The sequence below is a fragment of the Alkaliphilus transvaalensis ATCC 700919 genome (assembly GCF_000621485.1).
GTDB classification, from domain to species: Bacteria; Bacillota; Clostridia; order Peptostreptococcales; family Natronincolaceae; genus Alkaliphilus; species Alkaliphilus transvaalensis.
In genome coordinates, this window is sequence record NZ_JHYF01000002.1 from 203930 (window position 1) to 226787 (window position 22858).

The 22858-nt window shown below is 32.1% G+C and carries 20 protein-coding genes; 11 read left to right on the forward strand and 9 right to left on the reverse strand.

The features are described 5' to 3' along the window. Nucleotides 1-152 precede the first annotated feature (152 nt). Nucleotides 153-2105 (forward strand): PAS domain-containing sensor histidine kinase, encoded by a 1953-nt coding sequence (locus tag T335_RS21485; protein ID WP_051569108.1) that lies wholly within the window; start codon nt 153-155, stop codon nt 2103-2105. Between the two features lie 191 nt (nt 2106-2296). Here the strand turns inward: T335_RS21485 and T335_RS0103285 are convergent, their stop codons facing one another. The 4 genes from T335_RS0103285 to T335_RS19760 form a co-directional block, all read right to left on the reverse strand. Further along, nucleotides 2297-3406, reverse strand: coding sequence for a Ger(x)C family spore germination protein (locus tag T335_RS0103285; RefSeq protein WP_026476263.1), 1110 nt, complete (start codon nt 3404-3406; stop codon nt 2297-2299). Beyond that, complete coding sequence (locus tag T335_RS0103290) at nt 3390-4496, reverse strand: GerAB/ArcD/ProY family transporter (RefSeq protein ID WP_026476264.1); 1107 nt, start codon at nt 4494-4496, stop codon at nt 3390-3392. The genes T335_RS0103285 and T335_RS0103290 overlap by 17 nt, the downstream gene beginning before the upstream one ends. Before the next feature lie 15 nt (nt 4497-4511). Further along, nucleotides 4512-6008: a spore germination protein gene (locus T335_RS19755; protein WP_051569109.1), complete on the reverse strand. Its 1497-nt coding sequence runs from the start codon at nt 6006-6008 to the stop codon at nt 4512-4514. Between the two features lie 70 nt (nt 6009-6078). Continuing rightward, a complete protein-coding gene (locus T335_RS19760; RefSeq protein WP_034327590.1) occupies nt 6079-6576 on the reverse strand; it encodes a phosphatidylglycerophosphatase A family protein in 498 nt (165 codons plus the stop codon). A 137-nt stretch (nt 6577-6713) separates the two neighbouring features. On the opposite strand from T335_RS19760, the gene T335_RS19765 reads away from it, so the two are divergent. Together T335_RS19765 and T335_RS21490 are read left to right on the forward strand one after the other, a co-directional pair. Then, a complete protein-coding gene (locus T335_RS19765; protein ID WP_051569110.1) occupies nt 6714-8339 on the forward strand; it encodes an amidohydrolase in 1626 nt (541 codons plus the stop codon). 209 nt (nt 8340-8548) lie between these two features. Continuing rightward, a complete protein-coding gene (locus tag T335_RS21490) occupies nt 8549-9448 on the forward strand; it encodes an HD-GYP domain-containing protein (RefSeq protein ID WP_051569111.1) in 900 nt (299 codons plus the stop codon). Nucleotides 9449-9760: 312 nt separating this feature from the next. On the opposite strand, the gene T335_RS0103315 is transcribed toward T335_RS21490, so the two are convergent. Together T335_RS0103315 and T335_RS0103320 are read right to left on the reverse strand one after the other, a co-directional pair. Further along, complete coding sequence (locus T335_RS0103315; protein WP_026476265.1) at nt 9761-10972, reverse strand: alanyl-tRNA editing protein; 1212 nt, start codon at nt 10970-10972, stop codon at nt 9761-9763. A 36-nt stretch (nt 10973-11008) separates the two neighbouring features. Beyond that, nucleotides 11009-12025, reverse strand: a complete 1017-nt coding sequence (locus tag T335_RS0103320) for a hypothetical protein (protein ID WP_026476266.1) — start codon at nt 12023-12025, stop codon at nt 11009-11011. 149 nt (nt 12026-12174) lie between these two features. On the opposite strand from T335_RS0103320, the gene T335_RS0103325 reads away from it, so the two are divergent. Next, complete coding sequence (locus T335_RS0103325) at nt 12175-12612, forward strand: hypothetical protein (RefSeq protein WP_026476267.1); 438 nt, start codon at nt 12175-12177, stop codon at nt 12610-12612. A 260-nt stretch (nt 12613-12872) separates the two neighbouring features. Here T335_RS0103325 and T335_RS0103330 read toward each other — a convergent pair whose 3' ends face one another. Beyond that, nucleotides 12873-13337, reverse strand: coding sequence for a hypothetical protein (locus T335_RS0103330; protein WP_026476268.1), 465 nt, complete (start codon nt 13335-13337; stop codon nt 12873-12875). Between the two features lie 244 nt (nt 13338-13581). On the opposite strand from T335_RS0103330, the gene T335_RS0103335 reads away from it, so the two are divergent. Then, nucleotides 13582-14472 (forward strand): hypothetical protein, encoded by an 891-nt coding sequence (locus tag T335_RS0103335; protein WP_026476269.1) that lies wholly within the window; start codon nt 13582-13584, stop codon nt 14470-14472. Nucleotides 14473-14486: 14 nt separating this feature from the next. On the opposite strand, the gene T335_RS0103340 is transcribed toward T335_RS0103335, so the two are convergent. Beyond that, complete coding sequence (locus tag T335_RS0103340) at nt 14487-15158, reverse strand: hypothetical protein (protein WP_026476270.1); 672 nt, start codon at nt 15156-15158, stop codon at nt 14487-14489. A 473-nt stretch (nt 15159-15631) separates the two neighbouring features. Between T335_RS0103340 and T335_RS0103345 the strand changes: the two genes are divergently transcribed. Beyond that, the gene (locus T335_RS0103345) at nt 15632-16336 is read left to right on the forward strand and encodes a hypothetical protein (protein WP_026476271.1); all 705 of its coding nucleotides are present in this window, start codon (nt 15632-15634) and stop codon (nt 16334-16336) included. On the opposite strand, the gene T335_RS0103350 is transcribed toward T335_RS0103345, so the two are convergent. Continuing rightward, nucleotides 16333-17196, reverse strand: a complete 864-nt coding sequence (locus tag T335_RS0103350; RefSeq protein ID WP_034327592.1) for a ComEC/Rec2 family competence protein — start codon at nt 17194-17196, stop codon at nt 16333-16335. The genes T335_RS0103345 and T335_RS0103350 overlap by 4 nt on opposite strands. Before the next feature lie 187 nt (nt 17197-17383). On the opposite strand from T335_RS0103350, the gene T335_RS0103355 reads away from it, so the two are divergent. The 5 genes from T335_RS0103355 to T335_RS19780 all read left to right on the forward strand — a co-directional run bounded on the left by T335_RS0103355 (nt 17384) and on the right by T335_RS19780 (nt 22806). Next, nucleotides 17384-18706, forward strand: coding sequence for a hypothetical protein (locus T335_RS0103355; protein ID WP_026476273.1), 1323 nt, complete (start codon nt 17384-17386; stop codon nt 18704-18706). A gap of 100 nt (nt 18707-18806) precedes the next feature. Further along, nucleotides 18807-20084 carry a tetratricopeptide repeat protein gene (locus tag T335_RS0103360; protein WP_026476274.1) on the forward strand — a complete coding sequence of 426 codons (1278 nt, stop codon included), beginning with the start codon at nt 18807-18809 and terminating at the stop codon, nt 20082-20084. A gap of 264 nt (nt 20085-20348) precedes the next feature. Then, nucleotides 20349-21086, forward strand: a complete 738-nt coding sequence (locus T335_RS0103365; RefSeq protein WP_026476275.1) for an MBL fold metallo-hydrolase — start codon at nt 20349-20351, stop codon at nt 21084-21086. Between the two features lie 191 nt (nt 21087-21277). Beyond that, nucleotides 21278-21586: a hypothetical protein gene (locus T335_RS19775; RefSeq protein ID WP_051569112.1), complete on the forward strand. Its 309-nt coding sequence runs from the start codon at nt 21278-21280 to the stop codon at nt 21584-21586. A gap of 104 nt (nt 21587-21690) precedes the next feature. Continuing rightward, nucleotides 21691-22806, forward strand: coding sequence for a YibE/F family protein (locus tag T335_RS19780; RefSeq protein WP_034327595.1), 1116 nt, complete (start codon nt 21691-21693; stop codon nt 22804-22806). Nucleotides 22807-22858 lie beyond the last annotated feature (52 nt).

Here is a 22858-nt window from a genome sequence, read left to right on the forward strand (position 1 = left end):
GAAAAGAAAATAAAAAGTAAATTTCTGAATATATTAACAATTGTTAAATTAAAAAGGGTTTTTTGTTTTTTTATAGAATTTTGATAAGTGAATAATTGTTATAATATAGAATCACTGGGATAAAAATACATGATTTAAGGTGGGGATTATGTATGAAAAATCAATATAATTATAGGTCGATGGTGGAAAATTCTCCAGACTTGATTATTCGTGTTGACAAACATTTACAATTACTCTATACAAACAAAGTAGTAGAAAAAGAATTTGGTGTTTCAAAGTCAAACTTAATTGGTAAGACATTAATAGAATTAAATTCTACGGCAGACTATTTTAGTAAGTGGGTAATGGCTGTAAAAAGAGTTTTTGATACATGTGAAGAATTAACCTTTGAATCCTTACAACCAAGTCCCTATGGGTTTAAACATTTTCACATTCGACTAGTCCCAGAAAGAAATGATGAAGGAGATATTGAATCAGTACTATCTATTGGAAGAAATATTACTGAGATTAAGGAGGCAGAAAGTCCACAGTTTAAGCTTTTTAATGCATCAGCTGACTTACTTTGTATTTTTGATTCAAAGGGCAATTTTGTTAATTTGAATTTGGCATGGGAGCGGGTTTTGGGTTTTTCTCTAGGGGAAATCTTTTTAAAATCTTTGTTAGAACTAGTTTATCCTCAAGACATCCCTTTAACGAAAGAAATGTTGAAAAAATGTTATGATGGTCATGTGTTAATGGATCATGAAATGAGATTCCGCTGTAAAGATGGTACATATAAATGGTTATCTTGGAATTGTACGCCCCTTATGGATGATGGCATTGTTCATGCAATTGTTCGTGATATTACAAAACAAAAGGAAATGGAAGAAAAGCTAAGGCAAAGTGAAGAACGTTATCGTTTTTTAGTAGAATCTTCCCCAGATGGATGGGTGGTAATTTCCAGGGGGAAAATTAAATATGCTAACCCAGCAGCTGCAAAACTTCTAAAGATGGAGAATACTGTTGAGCTGTTTAACCGTCCTATATTCGATTTTATTAAAGAAGAAGAGTATCGACAAGTGAGGGAAGCGTGTTTTCCCGCCAAATACCAATCAACAACTTTAATTGAAATAGAGTTGGTAGATTTAGAAGGAAGCAAAATAAATGCTGAGGTGGCCCCTATTAATTTGCCCTACGGTGATAATAAGACTGTTATTTGTATGATTAGAGATATCTCAGCCCGTAAAAAAAATGATGAACTGCAAAAAGCAATTACAGAAAATGAAAAAAGGCTAAAAGAGGCTTTAGAGTTTGATAAACTTAGAACAGAGTTTTTTTCAAACATTTCCCATGAATTTAAAACACCTTTAAATGTTATATTAGGAACGCTGCAATTAATTCTATTGTATTTAAAGGATCATGCCAATAAACCAATGGAAAAAAATATTATTAAAAAGATCAATACCATGAAGCAGAATTGCTATCGTCTATTAAGACTTGTAAATAACTTGATCGACATTAATAGGATAGATGCAGGTTATTACGTAATAAACAAAGAAAATTACGATATTGTTAGAATTATTAGAGATATTACCCTATCAGTTAAGGATTATATAGAGAATAAGGATATAAAATTTATTTTTGAAACCCAGATAAATAGTTTAATCATTGCCTGTGACCCAGATAAAATAGAACGGATTCTACTTAACCTCCTCTCTAATGCAATTAAGCATACCACAGCTGGTGGAAGTATTACTGTATCAATTAAGAAAACAGCAGATAAAGTTATTGTTACAGTAAAGGATACAGGAACAGGCATTCCAAAGGAAAAATTAGATATCATCTTTGAACGTTTTAGCCAAGTTGACGAATCACTAGTAAGAAAAAATCAAGGGAGTGGAATCGGCTTAGCCTTAGTAAAATCCCTCGTTGAAATGCACAAAGGTAAAGTCTCAGTTAGAAGTATTCTTAATAAAGGTTCTGAGTTTATCATTGAACTTCCAATAGGAGAAGAAGATAGTTGGCCTATATTAATGGAAGAAACTACTCCCTATACCAATTGCAATCAGGTAGAGAAAATTAGCATTGAGTTTTCTGATATCTATGTTGAGAAATCTTCAGGGTAAAATAATTATGGTAAGAACAACATGATGAGTATGATAATGTAAATATTTTAAATAAAAGCAGAGCCTTGTACTCTGCTTTATTATTAAAGGAATTAAAAATACTAAAACGATATATTTATATTCGATTTATGGAATATAAAAGCTGCATATATAAAATTAATTATGCTATTTCTTCGCTATAGAATTTCAGACTATTTGGTAATACCGACTGTATGCATATTAATATTGACCTTAATATTAATTAATGCGTTAGAAAATTGGTCTCCCCATTCTTCAGGATTAAAATATTCAGGATGATTGGCCCGTATATATAGGCCATAGCCAGCATTATCAGAGTTTAAGTCTTGTAATATTTTAACTGTATTTGATAAATTCACTTCTAGATGTTGAGCTAGATATGCTTCAAACTCCTTAATCGTTTCATGGTCAAATACCGAAGCTTCGCCAGTGTATTCAGCTAAATTAACCGATAAAGTTATTTCTTGATTGATATAAAGTTGTGAATCAATCAACTCTGAGCGGATTTTCATCTTGCCAGTCTTAATACGAAGACTAATATGATGAAGATTTTCATCTGTGTCGGTATAGGGAGTTGAGTAGAAACCGTCATTAATTTCTCCCTTTAAGAGCATTAGGTAAGTACTTTCATTACCTTCTAGTACATGAATCAATCTGTCACCTTTAAAAAGTGCTGTAGAATCAATAGAAATGGTATTAGCAGATTGATTAAAATTTATATAGGGGAAAACAGGTTCGATACCAGTTGTATAATATTGATAATTAAAGTTTCTTAATGTTGTAAATGGCACCCTTGTGGCTTCATTACTTTGATTTATGGCTTGAAATAAAAAAGTGGTAACGAAGAGGGAAACAGGTGGAGTCATTTCTAAAAGCTCATGGGCTTTAGTATCTACAACTACCAAACGAGTCGTTCTAGGGAAAACAGGCTCCCTTAACATGGCATCTACATGTTTAATAATACCATGTTCGGCTGCATCATGGGCAAATACAACTACTCTAGTATTTCCATAGCTAATTTGTCTATATACTTTATATTGCAATTGTTGTTTTGCAGCCGTTAGTGAGTGAGTTTTAACGGAAAGTTCAAATTTAGCCTTAGGAGCCTCTTCAATAACAGTAGGAAAGACTATGCTGAATTGGTAATTATTAGGGTCTTCTGGAGCAAGATCTATCCCTATTCCATATACGGTCAATAAATCTTCAAGACTTTGAGAATCCCAACATCCAGTTAATGTAATTAATAGTATTACGGTTACAATAAGTTTAAATTTTTTGTTCATTTTTTCTCCTACCTTCTCGAATAATACACATAATAAATAAAATAATAGGTAAAAGTATACCAAAAAAGAAGTTAAGATTACCAATTATACTTCCAATATCTGCAACTTGAGGGGTGTTTTGGGGATACAAAGAGAGTCCAAAGACTAAAGGTGCCAATAAATATGTAAAGAAACGAGTGGTTTTATTTTTGAAGACTGACTGAAGGACAATTGAGGTCGCAAAATACTGCAAACCAACGGTCCCTAATACTGTTAAGGTCCAAAAAATTGTAAAAAATAGCTCCATCCGTTCTATAAAAGGAAAATCTACAGCTCTTAAATAGTTAATGGATGGATACAAAACATGTTGTATTTCTTCATGACCATAAAGAGCAATTTGAGAAATAACAGTAGCCGTATAAAATATTGTAACAAGGAGAATTGATAGTACAGAATACTTCGTAATGTGCTTTGATTTATTGGATATATAGGGGTAATAGATCATTATTACTTCATAGCCAGCAAAGGCATAAAAGGAGGGCACAACCCCTTTTAAAATTGCTGTTATACCAGTAGCCCCAACAGGTCTTAAGTTAATAAGCCTTACTTCGGGCATTCCAACAAAAATTAAAAGAGCTAAAGGGATTAATAAAAATACGATTACTTCATTATATCTTGCTAATACTGTAAGTCCGTGTTGAATCATGTAGACCCCTGTAATTACAATGATGAAGCTAATAATAAATATAGGCGTATTAGGCAAAAGCCAAGTTGAAGCCATTTCAGTTAAAAAGCTAATGATTGTTGCTGTGAAGGCAATGGAATAGATTATATAGGCAAAACTAATTAAATAACCAATTGGTTTAGAAAGTAAATAACTGCAATACTGTAAAAAGTTCAATTCAGGAAATCGACCTACTGTATAGGTTATCAGTCCAATTATTAGGCTTATAAATATACCATTAATTAAAACTGATATCCAAGCGTCTTGTTTAGACACTTCACTAACTACTCTAGCTAAGTTCAAAATACCAGTTCCAATCATGATACTAACAATAATAATATAGGCTTGTATAGCTGAAATCTCGCCCCCAGTATATTTTTGATACAACTGACATTCCTCCTATTAACTCCATCTATTTCGATTATTTTTATTTGCAACTTTTGGTCGTTGTCTTAAAAACCAAAAGGGCTTACGTAATACAGTATCTTTAGTAAATTCTGAATCATAGGGCGCTAATGGTGACAGGTAAGGGAAACCAAAAGAACTGATACTACATAAGTGGATTATAATCCAAGCCCAAGCGATAATGATGCCAAAGGCTCCAAAGGTGGCAGCCATAAAGATCATAGGAAACCGAAGAAACCTTAAAGGGTAAGTTGTGCTATAATGGGGTAGAACATAACTCCCTATAGCAGTAATAGCAACGACAATTACCATTGCTGGACTTGCAATATTGGCCCTTACGGCGGCATCGCCAATAACAATTGCCCCTACGATACCAATAGTTTGACCAATCGTTCCAGGTAGTCGTGCGCTAGCTTCCCTAAGTAGTTCTATAGTTAATTCCATTAGTAGTGCTTCAACTACTGGCGGAAAGGGTATCTGTGCCCTAGTCTTAGATAGATCAACTATTAAATCTGCAGGTAGCATTTGCTGGTGAAAAGATATCAAAGCTACATAAATAGATGGAAAGGATGTAGCAATAATGAAACCTAAAAATCGTAACAATCTTAACAGATTTCCAAAAATGATGCGTTCATTATAGTCCTCCGGTGATTGAAACAATAGGAAAAAAGACATTGGCAAAATTAATGATAATGGAGCTCCATCTACCAATATAATGATTCTTCCCTCCAATAAGTTTCCGCATATCTTATCGGGCCGCTCTGTAACTTGAACTTGTGGAAAAGGTGAATAAGGATGCTTCTCAATTAATTGTTCTATATAACCACTTTCAAATATGCCATCGATTTCAATTGACTCTAGTTCGTTTATCAAATCATTTAGAAGTTGTTTATTTACCAAATCATCCATATACAAAACATTAATCATTGTTTGGGTTCTAGTGCCAATTATTAATTCCTTAGCTTTAAGGGAAGTATCTTTCAATTTTCTTCTAATGAGTCCTACATTACTGGATAGGTTTTCTGTTAACCCCTCTCTAGAACCTCGTATAACACTTTCAGCTGGGGGTTCTTCAACTGTTCTTTCAGCCCATCCCTTGGTGTTTAAAGATAATCCTATATCAAATCCGTTTACCATTAAAACTGTATCCCCCGATAATATGGCATAGAGTACTTCTTGATAATTACTTACCTCATCTACATTATTAATGGTGATAACATTTTTTAGTGTATCTAATGTAAAAGAAGATAGGGTCTTTAAGGTAGGGGAAGGCTGATAGGTTGTTATGGGCTTCATAATATGCTCATTGATGGTTTGAGTATCAACCAGTCCATCAGTAAAAACCATTAAGAGATCTAAGGAAGTATTACCCACGTTGATCTTTAATTTCCTATAAATGATATCACAGCAATCTGAAAAAATATCCTTTAATTGAAGGAGGTTTTCATTAAGCTTTTTTGATAATAGTGTACTTTTATAGTTTTCTACCTTCATCTTTTATGAACTCCTTACACCCAAATTGCTTATTTATATTTTTACAGAGAATTACAACAAATATGTATCCTTAGTTCATTTGAATTTCTTGTTCTTCTATTTTTGAGTCACCATAAGAATGGGCCATTCGAGAACAAGCAGCTGCTACTATTCCTGATAGTAAATCATCTAAAAAAGTATTTACCTGTACTCCTTTAGAGTCATTAACTTTACCAATGATACCAGGTTTAATCTTATCTAAAAAACCAAAGTTAGTTAAGCCGATAGAGCCATAAATATTTGTTATACTTAGGGCCAAAATTTCATCTATACCATATAGGGAATCGTCTCGTTTAAGTATAGAAAGTAGCGGTTCTTCAAATTGATCCCTTTCTGCTAGTATATCAATAGAAATTCCAGTTAAAATGGCATTTTGAACTTCTCTTTTTTCTAGAACTTTATGTATATTTTCTATGGCATCCTCTAAAGTAATGGGGATGTAATCGACCTGAAGCTCATAGGCCAATTGGGCTAAATCAACAATTGAGACGCCTCTTTTTTCAATCATTTCAATTACTTTTTCCTTCATAATAAAACCCTCTCCTTCTAACTTGATAAAATAAAACATGATATAAAAAGTATTAAACAAAAAACGTAAAATATTCTAAAGAATTAAAAAGTATGTTAGTATAAAATTAAAATAAAATAGTTTAGGGAGGAGAAATATTGAAAACTAAACAAATGTTTATAAATGGAAAAATTATGACTATGAATAATTGTGAAATAGTAGAAGCCTTTCTAGTAGAAGAAGATAGATTTGTAAAAGTAGGATCTAATGAGGAGGTCTTAAAATTATCTGATGAAAATACTAAGATTGTTGACTTAGAGAGGAAGTGGGTAATTCCAGGTTTTAATGATAGTCATATGCACTTAATCAGCTATGGTCTTTCAACCAAGAAGGTAGATCTAAGGCAATGTAAATCTTTAGAAGATATTAAGACGACAATTAAAAATTACATAGAAGGTTTAGAAACCAATTATTTTGGTGAATGGATTGTTGGTCATGGATGGAATGAAGAGAACTTTACCCAATCAATATTACCAACAGCAGATTTTTTAGATGAAATTACAAAGGAATACCCCATCTATATTTCCCGAGCATGTTATCACATATGTGGGGTAAATAGTCGTGGGTTAGAATTGGCTGGAATTAATGAAAATAGTATTGATCCAGAGGGTGGAAAAATTGATCGATATGACAATACAACAATGCCAAATGGTATATTAAGAGAGAATGCATTGTTATTAGCTTTTGAAAAAATACCAATGATGACAGAGGTAGAGCAAATCAAAAGCGTCCTACAGGATGCAGTTAAAGACGCATTGAAGGTAGGATTAACCTCTATCCAGACAGAAGATTTTGGTCAGGTAGAAGATTTTACAAAAGTTATTAAAGCCTATCAAGAATTAGAAGCTGAAGGCAAACTTCATTGCAGAATTAATCTTCAAATGTTATTGCAAGAAGAAGAAAAGCTACAAAAGTTAATAGATTTAGGTTATAAGACAGGTATGGGAGGTGACTTCTTTAAAATTGGCCCCCTTAAAATGCTAGCAGACGGATCTTTAGGCGGGAGAACAGCAGCCTTATTAGAACCCTATCAAGATGATCCAGATAATAGGGGAATATTAATTTTTCAAAAGGAAAGGCTTAAAGAACACTTGAGTAAGGCAAATGAAAATGGAATACAATTAGCTGTGCATGCCATTGGAGACAGAACAATGGATCAACTGTTAAGTATTTTTGAAGAACTATTAGACGAAAAAGAGGATAAAAGACCAAGATTAATCCATTGTCAAATAACGAATCAAGGGTTAATTGAAAGGATGGGTAGATTAAAAGTTATTGCTGATATTCAACCGGGCTTCTTACCAACAGATCTTAAAATGGTAGAAGCTAGAGTAGGAGTAGCCCGAGGAAAGGATAGCTACGCATGGAAGTCTATGTTAAAGGCAGGTGTGAAGGTGGCAGGGGGGTCCGATTGTCCGATTGAGTCCTTCAATCCATTTTTAGGAATTTATGGTGCTGTCACTAGAAAAGATTATGAAGGAAACCCAACTGAAGGGTGGAACCTAGAAGAATGCTTATCAATAGAAGAAAGTATAGGGTTATACACAACTGGATCTAGTTATGCCACCTTTGAAGAAAATAACAAGGGGAAGATACAGGAAGGTTATTTTGCTGACTTTTTAATTATACAAGAAGATATTAAGGCTATTCCTACAACTTCTTTAAAGGATGTAAATGTATTAGAGACCTATGTTGCAGGGGAATGTAAGTATAAATTAAAGTAAAACTTTACGATTCGTTATAAAATAAGGGTAACTCTTAAATAGGGTTATCCTTTATTTGTTTATTGCAGACTTTATACCTATATAATCGAAAATTCTGATATTTTGATTGGAAATAATTAATTTTCTGATATAATAAAAGGAAAGATAATGTTGAAATTAGGCGAATGTATACAAATACTTCTACCATTACTGTTAAAAGGAGTTAGAGGATGAAGAATAATTATTGCATTATAAGAGAAGACGAATTTCAAAAATCAGCAAAGCTCCCTGAAGGTTCTGCAGAAATCATCAATAAATACAAAGACCAATTAATAGAAATTAATATTTATGTGATTAATGAAGGAGAGGGTGTACACCTTAGACCTCCCTTAACCAAAGATTCAGTTAAATCCTATTATATTCTTGAAGGAAAAATCTATTGTATTACGACAAAGGAGTATTATAAGAAGGATACACTAGTGATGTTACGTTATGAAGACGATCTATTACATATCAATGCACTAGAAAGAACTTGTCTCTTAGTCCATAGTGTGAGGGATGATTCCTATATCCATACTGAAAATAGTTTTATAGATATTTATAATATACTTTTAAAGATACAAAACAAAGACGCCTATACCCATAATCATTCTATGAGGGTATATGAATTGGCAAAAATGATGGCAACAAATCTAGGGTATCAGGGACAGCGGTTTCAAAATCTATGCTGTGCGGCAAAATATCATGATATTGGGAAGATATATGTTGATGATGAAATATTAAACAAGCCAAGTCAATTAACGGAAGCAGAGTATGAAGCAATGAAGGAACATGTAACAAATGGTAAAAACTTAATTTTAGAGAATTTTAACATTGAAACCTATGAAATTATTAAACAACACCATGAAAGAACAAATGGCTCAGGTTATCCTAAGGGTCTGAAGGGAGAAGAAATTTTGGAGGAAGCGAAAATCATTGCCATTTGTGATACTTTCGATGCTATGACGACAGATCGAGTTTATAAAAAAGGAAAATCTAAAGAGGATGCATTAAAATTATTGAAAGAACAGGCAGGCCTTCAATATGATAAAGCCTTAGTTCAACTATTTTTTAAAATCATTAATGAATGAAAAAATTTCAGATAACCTTATGGGAAATTTATACTAACAGGATCGTATTAGTATTACTTTCTAATTGTATCAAGAGAGCTTTAGGTAAATGCATTTGGTCCCTTTGAATCTTTTGAAGTAAGACTTGGTATTTAATTTTTAATTATATAAGTTAGCTATTTAAAGTTTAATCATAGTAATTGTGGAAATTGCATAATACCATAACTCAGAACTTATACTCATTTTGTATTAATATAAATTTAATATTAATTATGCAATTTTCCCATTTTAAAAAGGAGAATCTTAATAGATTACTCCTTTTGCCAAATTAAACTAACTTAAATAGTCCTTCTTAATTTTCAGTACTGCAGCTGTCATCAATCCATCAAGGTTGGCAAGGTCACTTCCTCCTCCTTGAGCCGTTTGTGGACTTCCACCACCTTTACCTTCAATTAGTCCTATTACCTCTTTAAAGAGATTCCCGATATTTATCTCTACATCTTTTGATCGGGTGAACACGATTTGGGCTTTGTCGTTTTTTGTTGCCAATAAGGCTATCGTTTTAGAATATTGATTTAAGCTATTTGCCATAGATTGTAGGTCTTTAAAATCTAGTCCATCGAATATTTTTACTACTAGAGAATAATCCTTATGGATTTCTGCTGATTGATAAAGCTCCTTAACCTGATAATCCTGCAGATCTTTTTTAAAGGTTCTTATGGTTTTGGATAAGGTTTTGTTTTCATCAATCATTTTCTCGACAAATTCTTGAGTTTCAATATCTCTAATGGACAATTGGTTAGATATTTCATTAATTTGACGATTTTTCCATGAATAATCCTTAAGGGCCCTTAAACCACAAACAAATTCAACCCTAATCTGACCCTTCATTTTTTCCCACCTTCTAATTTTGATTAAACCTACAGCTCCTGTATGGGTAGGGTGGGTTCCACCACATGGAGAGTAATCATAGTTTTCTATTTCAATAATCCTAATCCCCTCTGTTACAGTTGGGGCTTTTCTTAAAGGAAGGTTTTTCAGTTCTTCTACAGATGGAAAATGGCTAGAAACCTTTAAGTTATTAAATATTATTTGATTAGCTTCCGCCTCTATTTGTACTACCTCATCATAAGAAAGAGAGTCCTTTGTAACATCTATCGTAACAAATTCAGTTCCGAGATGAAAGCCAACAGTACTAGCGGAATAAAGGTTTTCAAAGGCTGCCGATAAGATATGCTGACCTAAATGTTGTTGCATATGATCAAAACGTCTATTCCAATCAATTTCACAAGTTACATTAGAGTCTATGGTGGCAGTTTGATCTAAAACGTGATAAATTACTCCCTGCTCTTCATAAACATAAGAGACTTTCATTCCGCCAATAGTACCTTCATCCCAAGGTTGGCCGCCTCCCTCGGGGTAAAAGGCAGTCTCATCCATAACAACAGTAAATTTAGAAGGATCTTTTTCATAAACCTCAACTGAAAGTATCTTACTTTTGAAGGAGGATTGGGTAGCGTCCTCCCAGAATAATTTTTTTGTCATCTCTACACCTCATTTTCTTTAGTTACATTAATTATATCATTCTTCAAAAATAAATTGAAACATTCCGCTAAATTCCTTTTTAGGTAAATAGATTAACTCACCCTTAGATGTAAGTAGCTTAAAGTTTTGATTTGGGATACCATATAAAGATTCCCTTCCCTTTGATAGGTCCAATAGTAATGCAGCGTCGGAAAGAAATACGTCTTGACTTATCTCTCCTAGAATAAATGTTTGATACCTTTCACTCCAATAATAGATATCATTATGGGTTTCAGAGTTAGCTAAGGTAAAATCCCCAATAGCAGGTGTCTTTGGCGTAATAGAAGTGTATTTTTTCAAGGAAGTTGCTGTAGCAAGCTTAAAGGGATCATTTTCATTTTTGATAAACTCAATCATAGTTTCTTCAATAACCCTGTTCCATAGATTGTCGTTACCTTGAGGTTGTATCCAAGTTTCTTTATAGATTTCTTCGAAATAGATGGTTTTATGCCAAACTTTTTTAAAGTCCCCAGACAAGTAATAATAGACCTCAATAAAATCTTCATAAAAAAAGCCGCCAAATTTTTCGTCTATTGTTTGATTAATGAATAGTGCCTTATGATCTAATGAGGAGACTTGATAAAGGTTTATTTTATTGATAGGAGTTAGCTGATCTATCTTGCTATGAAAGACATAATGATCTCCAATAAAATCGTAGACCCCTATAACAGCTAAATCTTTTGATAGATTTAAGGCAATGATAAGTTGGCTTTTAGAATTAGGAAGTACTTGGTCTTCGTAGACCTGTAGCTGGATGTAGTCAATATATTCATTCCACTTTTCTAAGTTTAACCCCTTTAATGTAATGGATATGATTTCTTTTTCAGCTTTTTGTTGAAGGGGCCCATCCTCAGAGTAATAATTTTCTAGTAGTTGACTAGTAAGCCGATATTGGGGGGAAGTATAGGTTATAAAAGTTCTAATCACTGCTTCAGACTCAAAAAAGGAATAGGTACTAAATATCGTCAAAAGGATTATAAGAAAAGAGCAAATGGATATTATTATTTTTTTCATATTATCACCTCTATAAAATATATGTCAGATAAATGATAATTAAACTAATTAAAGTAAATAATAAAATTTATTAAAATAGTCGGTAGATACTTTTTTTAACTAAAAAATCTGGTATAATAAGTTTTGTTAAAACAGAAAGGTGGTTAAGTATGAAACCTTTAGTGGCACAAAGTGGTCTGCAATATCATGTAAATTTATCTTTTTCTATATCTTTAACCAATAATCAGTTGCAACAGTTTAAAAAGTTATTTGAGAACATAGTAGCATGTGCTATTAGAATCAATGATGAAGGTATTACCCTGCGATTTGAAATAAATGTAAATGATGATATTGGTAGTTATGGGGGCTTTAAAGATGTACCAGGAAAGACAGAAGTTAATAAATTTATGCCAATATTATTAACGAGTGATACTTTTTTAAAAAGTGATATTGTGTTTCTTTCTAATCTAGTGAAGGATTTTATAAATAAAGAGAAGTTTCATAAAAGAAAAATGCCCATTGATGTTATCATGTTAGATAAAAAAATTACTAAAGCTTTAGAAACACCAGAAATTACAATCACAAATTTAGTACATGACAAAAAGTAGAAAAAGTCTTCCTTCAGAAGATTTAAAGGATGACTTTTTTGAATTCATAACGTAAAGTTCTTTTAAGTAATATTATTAAAACAGAACTTTCCTATTCTATACAAAAGGGCTGAGATGCCCTTTTATTATGAAAAAAGACAAATTTCCTAAGAATTTGTCTTTAAAAGTTTAAAATTTTATAATACTAAAAATATAATACTAGAATTAAATAAAAATTAAATAGAAATAAATAAAATAAAATTAAATTAAATAAGTGCTGTCTACTTCATGTCTAGTAAAACATAGTCCCATTCATATTGCTCCGCTAAGGGTAGTAAATCTATTTCTCCAACTTCATCCTCTAAGGTAAAGCATAAACTAATTCTAACAATCATATCTGCAATATTTTCCCAATCGTCATCTGATAAGCGGTTTAATGATTTTTCCCCTGAAAAATCTACACCATGAAGAATTTCGAAGGGCTCTTCTAGGTTTAGATGATCTTCAATATAATTTATAAAACTATATTGACTGTCTATCATCCCACTAAGTTGGATATACTCGACATATTGGTGATAATAATTATACTTAATATTTTTATAAATAAGTTCTTGATCCTTAATGGCTATAGATAGAATGCCATTCTTTATGTCTGAAAAGCCTATAGGATTGGAGCGGGTTAGGGGAGGTCTTTTTTTATTGTTTTTTTTATGAATGTAATCATGAAATGATATTAATTTAGCCAAGATAATCCTCCTTGTCATATAGTTAGGTCGTCATTAAGTTCTATAATACCCCTTTAGAAATTTTTTTACAATAGAAGTAGAGTCCAAAATGGCCTATATAACGCAATAAGAAGCTTTTATTAAATGATTACTTAGTTTTTTAGTAATAAATCTATTTTTCTTGGGTGGTGTAAAATATTGGTTTGAAGTTGAACTCTTTCTATGCTATGATTCAAACCATAAGGATAATATAAGGAGGGATAGTATGCTACAAGAATTTATCACCGAAAAGGTAATTACTCATATTTATCGAAAACATAACGAAGTTCAATTAAAAAACTTGGAGGCTAAGTTTTTAAAAGAAACTGAGGGACTGGCACAACAGTTTACAGATTGGTTGGCCTATGATTATGTTGCCAATACAGAAAAAAGATCCTATGCAGAAGCGTATTTAGAGGATATGGAGGGGCAACTAGAAGAAGGTGAAATAAAGTATATAAAGAATAGAATAAATAGTTATCTTGGATTTTATGAGGTCCTAAAACTAAAGGAAAATAGTCTTCAAATAAAAAATCTTTTCACTAACGAGTTACATAGTCTTAGTAAAGCAGATTTAGAAGAGGAAGTTAATTTGCATGAAATTTTACTAATCAGAATAACTAATGGCGATCTTCCACAGATAGTAAGTTCTCAGATTACTGTATTACCCTATCAATTTAAGACATTACTAATCGGACAAGTTATAGAAAATTATGATTTAATAAAAGAAAGAAAACCTTATCTAACCTTTCCACAATATTTTAAAGAGAACTTATTAGCAGTGTTGGGAATTGTTAATCGATTACTTTCTTTTAAAAATCAAGAAGGCGATGTTACCCTTTATCAAAGCTTATATGCTGTAAAAAATTATAAAGCTGTAAAAGAGCTGTTTACGCAACTTAATCAGGTAGTAGAAGAGGATCAAGGAGATGGACTCTATCATTTAATGGATGAGGATCTATTGCTTGCAGAGATGGTATTACAAAAAGAACGTTTAGAAGTAGAATGTAATAACAAAGAAGACCAAAAAACAGCAAAAGAAATCCTAGCTGATCAGCTAGGAGAACACCTTGTACATCTAAAGGATGAAGAATTATCAATAGACGACTTAATATAATTGTTCTTTATGTTTTAGAGTTTGCTATCTATTAACAAGCCCGAAATGGAATCAGAAGAATTTCCATAACTATAGGCCTCTATTATACGGGAGACTTTAATATTCCTAAAGATTGTAAAGAGATTGCGAATTAAACCTTTTTGGTGGTCAAATAGAAAAAATAAACAGTTAGGTTGACTTTCTAAATTGTTTTTTAGTGTGTCAGGGTCAAAGGTTAAATCATGTTCTTCAGACAATGTTATTCCTATTGTACTCAATTCACTTTCATATGAGAGGATTGCCTCATAGATTTCTTGACTAAAGTTTATGTTGGGAAGTTGGGCTTCAAAGCTCCTAAGACTACCAATTGCTTTATTAAATTTATCGACTAATTCATTAATGATGGTGATGATTTCTTCTAGGGAATCATCACTTTTTTGATCTTTAAATTTCTCCATCAGATTACCTAAGTCTTGGTGATCTAAATAAAACTTATTATAATATTTTTTTAAGTCTTCTATTTTATCGTAAAAAGAACCGGTAAACAGTAGAAAATTCTCATTAACAGAAGAAGCCTCATTATGGACAGGCTTTATAGGATCTATCTTCTCAATGCTGGCAACTCCACTAACAACAGTTTTCCTATCTACATACATACGATGAATACGATCTTTGTTAACTGACCCAACCTTGTTAATTTTACTCATAAAATCCCTCCCTTATGGGCTTCTTTATTATATTATCGTCTAAAATTACATTTACGTTTAGCTATAATATTAATTTAGGGAAAGGTCTTTTAAACATACATTAATATTGCTATAAAATTATGATGCAATTTCCTCAATAAAAAAGGATATTATTATTTTTTGTAGAATATTTAATTATCCCAATACACATTGGAGTCAATCATATAATGCCCAAAAATGTGATTGAATTAGGTGAAGACAAGTCTTCACCTTTTTTCTTGATTTAAATCTAAAGGAAATAAATGCAGGTTTTCATTAATACAGGAGATTTCTATATCATAAAAATATGTCAATAGACTATAAAAAAACTTAATTATAGTTTAAACTAAGTTTAAGATAACTGAGGAAATTGCATAATACCATTTAAATCTGAATGTATATTCGTTTTATGCAATCTCCTCAACTGTTAATACATTTGAAAGGAGAATGAACTTATGATGATTCCAACCGCTTTATATCCGATTTCAAGCTATATTGAGAACCTAGGAACTTTATCTCCTATTGAGACTCCTAAGACCATAGGAAATAAAAAACGATTATTTTCTAAGGGACAAGTTAATATATATAAAGGAGATGGGATTAGTAAATTAGTTAATTTGAGTGTTAAGGGGATGCATTTATATCATTATGATTTCGGCATGGTATATCCCGAGAAGGACTATGTTTACCCTATCTTTTTTTATCAAGTCATCATAGCGCCAAAGCGAGTATTAGTATTAACCCATTATGCCTTTTCAGAGTTGGAAAAGGGTAAAACCTTAGCAGGGATTGAAGACCTGACTAATAAAGAAACTCAATATGAAGAACTGTTTATTAAAGAGTTTAAACCCCAATCCTTTATTGAAGATCATGTCCTACCTAATAAATTTAATGGTTTAATTAGAACAACAGATATTGATAAAGCCTATGAAGCCATAGCTTCATTACTAGAACAATGGCACACAGGCTTACTGCTACAGGGAAAGTCTACTTCAAAAGAAGAAATGGACTCCCACCAAAAATGGTTTGAAAATTTTAGAAATGTCTTTTATAAAGAAGATTACGGCTTTTTATCCACTAAACGTTACTTAGGTGAAAGTTGGACAAAAGAAGTTTTTGAAAGATATTTATTTGACGTTGAGCCTAATAATAGAAGCTAGTCATTAATGGGAGCCTTAGGGGACCAAATTTTTTCACCATCACTGTAAAAGACAATGGTCCCCTGTAGGTCGGTACGATATAAATGAATTCCTCCTTCGTTGATACGATCAACAACTTCCTTATGGGGGTGTCCATAGGAATTATTTTTACCTGATGAAATAACAGCAACATCAGGACGGAGGGATTCTAAAAAATCTTTACTACTAGAGGAATTGCTTCCATGATGACCTATTTTAATAAAGTGGCTTTTTAAATCTCCAGAAGAATAGGTACTGATCAAGTCCTTCTCCACTTCTAATTCTGCATCTCCCATAAAAATGAAGGTCTTTTCTTTATAGCGTAACTGGTTAACAATACTCCAATTATTTAAATGATCACCATAATCCTTTAATGGTCCCAGAAATCGAAAGAATAGGTCTTCATCAATTTCTAATAATTTACCATCTCTTCCAGCTGTAATTTTCATTCCCTTTTCGTCAATAGCTCCTATAAGATTTTCAAAAGTTCTAGAAGTATGAACGACAGGCGGCATATAAATTTCTCCAATATCAAATTGGTTGATGACTTCCACTAAGCCCCCTATATGATCTGAATGGGGATGGGTAGCAATTAGCCAGTCGATCTTTTTAATTCTATTGTTTTTTAAATAGTTAACCACTTTAGTGCCATACTCTGCTTCTCCTGCATCAATTAAAATTGTTTTATTATTTGGGGTTATGATAAGAATACTATCCCCTTGACCTACATCTAAAACATGAATGGAAAGGTAAGAAGAAGTGTCGGATTGACAGCTGGTTAAAAATAATGCCATAATAAGTATGAATATTAAAAGGTGGATTCTGTTGTTGATAATTTTCATTAATGTAACTCCTTTTCTATAATTTACTGTCTATATCTAATATATATAAGAAACCTTAAAAAGGGAAGAGAATATCTTAATATAGGGAGAAAGTAACGATTGAAAAGGGGTTATGAATAAAAAAGGATATAATTGGCAGAATAATACCTAAGATATTTTTATAATTTTATTAAAATGGAGGAGAAAAATGATATTAAATAAAACAAAGTATATTTTAATTCTTGTGGGATTATTTATATTAACAGGATGTACAAATAACTTTGAAGAAACAGATCTAAAAGAAACGAATACAGAGATAATGTTGACTTCATTATCCAATAGCGAGGGCTTACAAGAAGATTCTCAAATAGAGATCCAACTACTTCAGAAAGAAGGTTACTATACTTTAAAAGGCACAAATAATTATTTAGAAGGCTTATTGGTAACTGAAAATGATGGTTTTAAATTAATCGATCAGCAGAGGAAAAGGCAAATATCTATAGATTTTGAGACCCTAACATGGTCTGAAGAAGATTCTGATGCAATTAAGCATTATTCGGTAGAAGAACAAAAGCGATATGGTTTTGGCATTGAAACACAATTAAATATGGAATATGTAGTAAGTCAAGATATGAGTAAAATAGCAATCATTAATGAGGCAGAAAACACAATAAAAATCTATCACTTCAATAATAAAAAAACGACAGTCATCGATTCAATTGACATTTCCCACATCAAGAAACCCTATCATGAAAACATAATTTTTTCTCCAAAGGCAGGATATATAAGCATAAAAATGTTAGACGAAAAAAATGGCGAAGGATTCGTGAGTTTTGGTGCCGATAGTGGTAATAAAGTTCACGATCTTATCTATGGAATTAATCCTCAATGGAACCATCAAGAGAATACAATAGCTTTTCTTTATCGTGATCTAGATAAGGTTGGTATTTATCAAAGAAGAACAAGAAAAATTACTTATCTAGTGGAATTAGAAAAACCAGAGCTAATTATTGGAGTTCCCTTCTGGACTAAGGATGATGCTTATCTATACTTTACAACTGGAGTAGAGGAGTCTAGAAGTATTCAAATAGTTGATCTTAAAGACCGAAGTAGTATTAGGGTTACAGAGGAAGTTGCCATAGAGAATGAAAAACCTTATCGAATAAATGACATTTATTTAATTGATCATGCCTTAGTGTATGCTCATCCTGTGGAGGATCAGATCAGTACCTTTAAGATAGCCGCTTTGAATGGAACAGGTACTACCCAATATCTAGATGTCGATACCTTTCAGCTTCAAATTGGGGACGATAAGGATTTAAGGAACTTTATGGTAATCGATGAAGGGGTTATCTATATAAAGGATGGAGAGGTATATCTTATTAAGAAGGCTTCTACTGTTCGAATTCTCAGAAATAAGGGAGAAGTAAGTAGAATACAGTTTATACCAGAAAAGAATTTGATTGTCTTTTTCATTGAAGGGACAGATACATGCCAAACAGTATTTCTCTTTCTCGATGAGCTATTTTAACCATAAATTTATTTCTTTTTAACATTTTTATGTTAACAAACCCCTATGGTTATAGTAGAATAGAAAGAAGTAGAGGTTATGCTGGAAAGGAGGAGGAAAAATGAAGTTGAACATTTTTTTCTCCAGCAATGAAGAGAGACTAAAATTTATTAAAACACAATTTCATATGAATGAAATAAAGATACTTGATAATAAAGTGGTTCCACCTATAATGATAGAGGTCACCTATTTAAAATTAAAAGGAAGCTACAAAAACATACCTGGGTATTGGTTAGAGATCCAATTTAATAAGCAAATAGATTATCATAAAATTTATCATAAAATTATTAGTTCTGTAGAAGAAGATAAAATTGAAGATAAGATCTTTTATCCATTAGATGCTCTAAAATATAAAGAGTTGGAAGAGGGTTGGAGTAAGAAGTATAGCTTTTCTAAAGAAGACATAAATGATGAAGTATGGGGACTTTTTTATAAAGAAGTGAGAAGCCACTTAAGGGATAAACGTGTAGAGGTTGCCTTTAATGGGTTGCTGTTTTTCTTAAGATATAATCCCTTTTATCTTAAAAGATATAAACGCTTCTATATTTTTGAAGAACTAGCCTACCTATATGAAGAGATGGGGAATCTAGGGAAGGCTCTTAAATGTTTAAAGCTACATTTAAGATTACAACCAGAATCCGCAGAACCATATCTTAATATGAGCAGTTTTTTCATTATGAATGAAATGGAAGATGAAGCAATTAAACTATGTAAGGAAGCTTTAAAGAAACATCCAGAAAATAAATTCCTAGTGAGTAATCTCATATTAGCCTTAAGTAATATTGGAAACTATGATTATGCCGTTGAATATATTAAAAAGGCCATTACGCAACAACCCAATAATCCTTTTTTCTTAAAGATGATGGGGGATATTCTGTATGAGATGGAAAAAAATAAGGAAGCAATAGAATGCTATCAAAAAGCCTTAAAAAAGCTTAAAAAAATAAACGTAGATGATTTTACAACAGATTTGTACCACGGGATTGCTTCTGCTTACTATGAAGTAGAGGATTTTGAAGAGGCAGTAAAATACTACAAAAAGGTTTTGAAATATTACCCAGGTGATGGTTATGTACTATTGAGTTTGTCACAAATCTACCTAAACAATTTAAAAGATCTTAAGGCTGCCCTATATTATGGTAAAATACTGGTGGAGATGACACCTGAAAATGGCTATGGACAATATCAATTGGGGCTAATCTACCTACAGATGGAAAATTATGAAAAAGCAAAATGGCACCTCTATAAAGCAAGAAGAATTTTGCCCTATTATGAGCCGATTTTTGAAGCAATTCAATATCTTAAGCAGTTCAATAAAGTAATTAAACTTCATATCTAATGAAAGGCAATTCCAGTTGATAATTGGAGTTGCTTTTATTTAGCTTCAGTATTCAATTGTATATGACTTTATGTATAGTAAAAAGATATAAGGGATAATATTAATTTAAGGAAGTTAAATGTAAAAAGATAGACTTTTAAAATAACAGGTAGATCATTATAGAACTACATCATTACAGAACTACATAATTACACAATTACATAATAATATTCTTCAATTACATTAGGTATAGCGTTACTTTATATGGAAAGGGAGAGGGAATAAATGAAATTAACTGTATTAGGTTGTTATGGACCATATCCAAAAGCTAAGGGAGCTTGCTCGGGATATCTATTGGAGGATGAAGATACCAAGATATTAATAGACTGCGGTAATGGTGTTTTGTCTAGGTTATTAGAATATTGTCCAGACTTAAATGAACTAGATGGCATCTTAATTAGCCATCTTCATCCCGATCATATGAGCGATCTATTAGTTTTACGATATGCAGTTGCTATAAAAAAAATGATGGGGAATACACAAAAATCTATAGATTTATATTTGCCAGCTACTCCAGAAGCGGATTATGCTCGGGTGCAATATAATCAAGCTTTTGATCAAAAAGTCCTTCATGATGGTATGGAAATCAATATAAAAGGATTAAAGATTTCTTTTCAAAAAACAGATCATCCAATTGAATGTTATGCAATGGCCTTTGAAAAGGATGGTAAAAAGCTAGTTTATTCAGCAGATACAAAGTATCATCAGCCACTAATAGATTTTGCAATGAAAAGTGATCTATTTTTGTGTGAAGGAGGAATCCTTGAAAAGGATAGGACCGAGAATACTCCCCATGTTTCAGCAAAGCAAGCTGGAGAAATGGCCCTTGCTGCTGGAGTCAAAAAATTAGTCTTAACTCATTTTTATCCAGAAGTGGGAAATGAAGAATTTTTAAAGGAGGCCGAATCGGTATTTATTTCAAAGGTAGAGCTGGCAGAAGAATATAAAACCTACATTATTTGAAGAAATTGAATAATATCATAACTCAGAATCTATATTCGTTTTATGTAAATATAAAAAACTGAGTCTTGTATTATGAAAAGCAATAATTTGTCTATGCCCTAATAATTATTCCTTCGTAGGGAAAAATAGAAAAGAGGAAGTATTTATAGTCTATATTTCAAACTACCAATAATGAAGGAAGGTGGCAAGGCATGTTAAATAGTATACAGGATAGACGAGTAAAAACTGATGATGGTTATGATTTATATCTAGAGGTACCAGACCAAGAGTATCTTCAAATTTATGAAGATGTTAATGAAGAGGGAGCACAAAATATTTTAAATCTTTATTTAGAGTATTACAGTGATGATGGTAGACCCCAAGGCATTAAAGTAAACCACGATGAAAAAAATCATACCGTAAATATCCATACTCGATTATCATATGAAGGAAATACCCATACGGAAGCCTATATTCGCCCAAATCCAATTAGACATTATAGTTCTCAAAGACAACAGTAAATAAAGGCAGAAAGTCATAAGTGGTGACTTTCTGCCTTTTATTTAGTATAATAACAGAAGTGAGTGAAATGTAAAGGGAGGCAAACAAAGGAGGAAGAAAAATAATGAAAAAAACTGTATTATTTTTAGTAACCTTAGCATTATTAGTTGGACTAACCCTACCTAGTTTTGCTTTTGACTTTGACGAGCCCATTAGTACTAGTGCTGGTAGAGGGAAGGTTATTTCAGTTGAAGAGGGGCAAAGAGAAGAGGTTGATTTTGTTGAGGGATATATCGTAACAGTAGAGATTACTTCTGGGGCCTATAAAGGGAAAGTTATTGAAATCAAAAATATGTTAACTGGAAATTTGGCCTATGATTTGCCTGTAAAGGCAGGAGATAAAATCATTTTAACAATAGAAGAATATATGGATGGTACAGAATTTATAATCTCAGACTATGCCCGTGATACCTATGTATATGGAATCATTGCTATATTTTTTCTGCTAATTCTTTTAGTAGGAAAGATGACAGGTTTGAAAACTTTAGTAACCTTATGTTTAACGGCCTTCTTTATAGTAAAGGTACTGTTGCCTGGAATACTGAAGGGATACGACCCTATATTATTGACGATAGGAATTTCCATTCTAATTACAGTCATAACAATATTGTTAATTGGTGGGATCAACATAAAAAGCTTCTCTGCAATACTAGGGGTATTAGGAGGAGTCTTAGCTGCGGGCTTTATTACCTTTTATATTGGAACCAAGGTAAGATTAACCGGGTTATCAGCCACAGAAGCAAATATGTTAATGTATATTCCCCAGAATATAGAGTTTGATTTTACAAGACTTCTTTTTTCTGGAATTATGCTGGGGGCCCTAGGAGCTGTAATGGATGTTGCCATGTCAGTAGCATCTTCTATGGAGGAAGTAAGAAAGATAAACCCATCAATTAGTCGAAAAGAGTTGATGATTTCTGGGATGAATGTTGGTAAAGATATTATGGGAACCATGTCAAATACCCTTATTCTTGCCTATGCAGGAAGTGCTATACCACTTTTATTATTATTTATGGCCTATGAAATTAATATGGTGGAGATTGTTAATTTAGATGTAATTGCTACAGAAATTGTTCGAGCAATAGCAGGAAGTATTGGTCTAATATTAACAATTCCAATTACTACGTTAGCAAGTGGAATCTTGTTAGAAAAAATAAAAGAGAAAAAAATAGAAGCATAAGACATGAGAATCAGGTACCTTTAAATATTATGCTTGAAGGTATCTTGATTCT

Excerpts from the sequence above, each read along its gene's own strand:
- T335_RS21485 (WP_051569108.1), top strand. The coding sequence starts at position 153 with ATGAAAAATCAATATAATTATAGGTCGATGGTGGAAAATTCTCCAGAC.
- T335_RS0103285 (WP_026476263.1), bottom strand. The coding sequence starts at position 3,406 with ATGAACAAAAAATTTAAACTTATTGTAACCGTAATACTATTAATTACA.
- T335_RS19755 (WP_051569109.1), bottom strand. The coding sequence starts at position 6,008 with ATGAAGGTAGAAAACTATAAAAGTACACTATTATCAAAAAAGCTTAAT.
- T335_RS19760 (WP_034327590.1), bottom strand. The coding sequence starts at position 6,576 with ATGAAGGAAAAAGTAATTGAAATGATTGAAAAAAGAGGCGTCTCAATT.
- T335_RS21490 (WP_051569111.1), top strand. The coding sequence starts at position 8,549 with ATGAAGAATAATTATTGCATTATAAGAGAAGACGAATTTCAAAAATCA.
- T335_RS0103315 (WP_026476265.1), bottom strand. The coding sequence starts at position 10,972 with ATGACAAAAAAATTATTCTGGGAGGACGCTACCCAATCCTCCTTCAAA.
- T335_RS0103320 (WP_026476266.1), bottom strand. The coding sequence starts at position 12,025 with ATGAAAAAAATAATAATATCCATTTGCTCTTTTCTTATAATCCTTTTG.
- T335_RS0103325 (WP_026476267.1), top strand. The coding sequence starts at position 12,175 with ATGAAACCTTTAGTGGCACAAAGTGGTCTGCAATATCATGTAAATTTA.
- T335_RS0103335 (WP_026476269.1), top strand. The coding sequence starts at position 13,582 with ATGCTACAAGAATTTATCACCGAAAAGGTAATTACTCATATTTATCGA.
- T335_RS0103340 (WP_026476270.1), bottom strand. The coding sequence starts at position 15,158 with ATGAGTAAAATTAACAAGGTTGGGTCAGTTAACAAAGATCGTATTCAT.
- T335_RS0103345 (WP_026476271.1), top strand. The coding sequence starts at position 15,632 with ATGATGATTCCAACCGCTTTATATCCGATTTCAAGCTATATTGAGAAC.
- T335_RS0103350 (WP_034327592.1), bottom strand. The coding sequence starts at position 17,196 with ATGAAAATTATCAACAACAGAATCCACCTTTTAATATTCATACTTATT.
- T335_RS0103355 (WP_026476273.1), top strand. The coding sequence starts at position 17,384 with ATGATATTAAATAAAACAAAGTATATTTTAATTCTTGTGGGATTATTT.
- T335_RS0103360 (WP_026476274.1), top strand. The coding sequence starts at position 18,807 with ATGAAGTTGAACATTTTTTTCTCCAGCAATGAAGAGAGACTAAAATTT.
- T335_RS0103365 (WP_026476275.1), top strand. The coding sequence starts at position 20,349 with ATGAAATTAACTGTATTAGGTTGTTATGGACCATATCCAAAAGCTAAG.
- T335_RS19775 (WP_051569112.1), top strand. The coding sequence starts at position 21,278 with ATGTTAAATAGTATACAGGATAGACGAGTAAAAACTGATGATGGTTAT.
- T335_RS19780 (WP_034327595.1), top strand. The coding sequence starts at position 21,691 with ATGAAAAAAACTGTATTATTTTTAGTAACCTTAGCATTATTAGTTGGA.